Here is a 2,935-nt window from a genome sequence, read left to right on the forward strand (position 1 = left end):
AAAAAATTGATTAAGTCTTCGATCGATTAGTATTCGTCAGCTCCACGTGTCACCACGCTTCCACCTCGAACCTATTAACCTCGTCATCTTCGAGGGATCTTATAACCGAAGTTGGGAAATCTCATCTTGAGGGGGGCTTCATGCTTAGATGCTTTCAGCACTTATCCCGTCCATACATAGCTACCCAGCTATGCCGTTGGCACGACAACTGGTACACCAGAGGTATGTCCATCCCGGTCCTCTCGTACTAAGGACAGCTCCTCTCAAATTTCCTACGCCCACGACGGATAGGGACCGAACTGTCTCACGACGTTCTGAACCCAGCTCGCGTACCGCTTTAATGGGCGAACAGCCCAACCCTTGGGACCGACTACAGCCCCAGGATGCGATGAGCCGACATCGAGGTGCCAAACCTCCCCGTCGATGTGAACTCTTGGGGGAGATAAGCCTGTTATCCCCGGGGTAGCTTTTATCCGTTGAGCGATGGCCCTTCCATGCGGAACCACCGGATCACTAAGTCCGTCTTTCGACCCTGCTCGACTTGTAGGTCTCGCAGTCAAGCTCCCTTATGCCTTTACACTCTATGAATGATTTCCAACCATTCTGAGGGAACCTTTGAGCGCCTCCGTTACCTTTTAGGAGGCGACCGCCCCAGTCAAACTGCCCGCCTGACACTGTCTCCCACCACGATAAGTGGTGCGGGTTAGAAAGCCAACACAGCTAGGGTAGTATCCCACCAACGCCTCCACGTAAGCTAGCGCTCACGTTTCAAAGGCTCCTACCTATCCTGTACAAGCTGTGCCGAATTTCAATATCAGGCTACAGTAAAGCTCCACGGGGTCTTTCCGTCCTGTCGCGGGTAACCTGCATCTTCACAGGTACTATGATTTCACCGAGTCTCTCGTTGAGACAGTGCCCAAATCGTTACGCCTTTCGTGCGGGTCGGAACTTACCCGACAAGGAATTTCGCTACCTTAGGACCGTTATAGTTACGGCCGCCGTTTACTGGGGCTTCGATTCGTAGCTTCGCAGAAGCTAACCACTCCTCTTAACCTTCCAGCACCGGGCAGGCGTCAGCCCCTATACATCACCTTACGGTTTAGCAGAGACCTGTGTTTTTGATAAACAGTCGCTTGGGCCTATTCACTGCGGCTCTTCTGGGCGTGAACCCTAAAGAGCACCCCTTCTCCCGAAGTTACGGGGTCATTTTGCCGAGTTCCTTAACGAGAGTTCGCTCGCTCACCTTAGAATTCTCATCTTGACTACCTGTGTCGGTTTGCGGTACGGGCACCTGTTATCTATCTAGAGGCTTTTCTCGGCAGTGTGAAATCAACGACTCGAGGAAACAATTTCCTCTCCCCATCACAGCTCAGCCTTATGAGTGCCGGATTTGCCTAACACTCAGCCTTACTGCTTGGACGTGCACTCCAACAGCACGCTTCGCCTATCCTACTGCGTCCCCCCATCGATTAAAACGATACTAGGTGGTACAGGAATATCAACCTGTTATCCATCGCCTACGCCTGTCGGCCTCAGCTTAGGACCCGACTAACCCAGAGCGGACGAGCCTTCCTCTGGAAACCTTAGTCAATCGGTGGACGGGATTCTCACCCGTCTTTCGCTACTCACACCGGCATTCTCACTTCTAAGCGCTCCACATGTCCTTGCGATCATGCTTCGACGCCCTTAGAACGCTCTCCTACCATTGTCCAAAGGACAATCCACAGCTTCGGTAATATGTTTAGCCCCGGTACATTTTCGGCGCAGTGTCACTCGACTAGTGAGCTATTACGCACTCTTTAAATGATGGCTGCTTCTAAGCCAACATCCTAGTTGTCTGGGCAACGCCACATCCTTTTCCACTTAACATATATTTTGGGACCTTAGCTGGTGGTCTGGGCTGTTTCCCTTTCGAACACGGACCTTATCACCCATGTTCTGACTCCCAAGTTAAATTAATTGGCATTCGGAGTTTGTCTGAATTCGGTAACCCGAGAGGGGCCCCTCGTCCAAACAGTGCTCTACCTCCAATAATCATCACTTGAGGCTAGCCCTAAAGCTATTTCGGAGAGAACCAGCTATCTCCAAGTTCGATTGGAATTTCTCCGCTACCCTCAGTTCATCCGCTCACTTTTCAACGTAAGTCGGTTCGGTCCTCCATTCAGTGTTACCTGAACTTCAACCTGACCAAGGGTAGATCACCTGGTTTCGGGTCTACGACCAAATACTCAACGCCCTATTCAGACTCGCTTTCGCTGCGGCTCCACATTTGCTGCTTAACCTTGCATCAGATCGTAACTCGCCGGTTCATTCTACAAAAGGCACGCCATCACCCATTAACGGGCTCTGACTACTTGTAAGCACACGGTTTCAAGTTCTCTTTCACTCCCCTTCCGGGGTACTTTTCACCTTTCCCTCACGGTACTGGTTCACTATCGGTCACTAGAGAGTATTTAGCCTTAGGAGATGGTCCTCCCAGATTCCGACGGAATTTCACGTGCTCCGTCGTACTCAGGATCCACTCAAGAGAGAATATGTTTTCGACTACAGGATTATTACCTTCTTTGATTCATCTTTCCAGATGATTCGTCTAACATGTTCTTTTGTAACTCCGTATAGAGTGTCCTACAACCCCAACAAGCAAGCTTGTTGGTTTGGGCTCTTCCCGTTTCGCTCGCCGCTACTCAGGGAATCGATTTTTCTTTCTCTTCCTCCGGGTACTAAGATGTTTCAGTTCTCCGGGTCTGCCTTCTGACATGCTATGAATTCACATGTCGATAACATGACATAACTCATGCTGGGTTCCCCCATTCGGAAATCTCTGGATCAACGCTTACTTACAGCTACCCAAAGCATATCGTCGTTAGTAACGTCCTTCATCGGCTTCTAGTGCCAAGGCATCCACCGTGCGCCCTTAATAACTTAATCTATGTTT

The 2,935-nt window shown here is 50.3% G+C and carries 1 rRNA gene; it reads right to left on the reverse strand.

The window, feature by feature from the left end:
* Window positions 1-6 precede the first annotated feature (6 nt).
* Window positions 7-2,928 (reverse strand): 23S ribosomal RNA (locus HMPREF2897_RS10560).
* Window positions 2,929-2,935: the final 7 nt, after the last annotated feature.

This window comes from Staphylococcus sp. HMSC065D05, assembly GCF_001813195.1.
Lineage (GTDB): Bacteria > Bacillota > Bacilli > Staphylococcales > Staphylococcaceae > Staphylococcus > Staphylococcus epidermidis.